Here is a 226-nt window from a genome sequence, read left to right on the forward strand (position 1 = left end):
CGCTACTCGGGGAATCGCGTTTGCTTTCTCTTCCTGCAGGTACTTAGATGTTTCAGTTCCCCACGTCTACCTTGTCTATAGCTATGTATTCACTATAAACATATCACTTGATGAAAAGTGATGGGTTCCCCCATTCGGAAATCTCTGGATCAATGCTTACTTACAGCTCCCCAGAGCATATCGGTGTTCGTCCCGTCCTTCATCGGCTCCTAGTGCCAAGGCATCC

General features: G+C 47.8%; 1 rRNA gene. It reads right to left on the reverse strand.

Annotated elements, in window-relative coordinates:
• Positions 1–226, reverse strand: a 23S ribosomal RNA gene (locus ACYQ2O_RS13875); the annotation flags it as partial.

It is taken from the genome of Alkalibacterium sp. m-11 (assembly GCF_054658155.1).